At 56.7% G+C, this 471-nt stretch carries 1 protein-coding gene; it reads left to right on the top strand.

Going from position 1 to position 471, the window contains the following annotated elements; translation table 11 throughout:
* Positions 1-166 precede the first annotated feature (166 nt).
* Positions 167-471 (top strand): TrmB family transcriptional regulator (locus tag DVK05_RS16540; protein ID WP_147437846.1); only part of this gene is annotated, 305 nt, incomplete at its 3' end.

The following is a 471-nucleotide window of genomic DNA, read 5'->3' on the forward strand; positions in this document are numbered from 1 at the left end:
TAATCGACACGTAATGAATTCACTCAGATAATCACAAACAACTATACGGCGCCGGGACGAATCGCGACTGCGGCACACAGTGGAGTACTGTGTCCCAACCACAACTGACACGTGCCGCCTCAGCCACTCGTCGTGGCTGAGTTTCGCAGACATCGAGGCACCCATTATGAGTACTGATTCGGGCGACGACTTCCGTTCTGTCGCAATCGAACAATTGAAACAACTCGGCCTCAGCACGTACGCCGCACGGACCTTCGTCGCACTCACCAGCCTCGGTACCGGCACGGCAACGGAGATTAGCAAGGTCTCCGAAGTTCCACGAACTCGGGTGTACGACGCGGTCGACGAGTTACGCGAGCGGGGACTCGTCGACATCCAACAGTCCTCACCGAAGAAGTTCTGGGTGGTATCCGCGGAGACGACGTGCCAGAAGTTCGAACAGGAGATGAGACAGCGGACCTCCCTTCTGAC

The sequence above is a fragment of the Halorubrum sp. Atlit-8R genome, assembly GCF_003666025.1.
Lineage (GTDB): Archaea > Halobacteriota > Halobacteria > Halobacteriales > Haloferacaceae > Halorubrum > Halorubrum salinarum.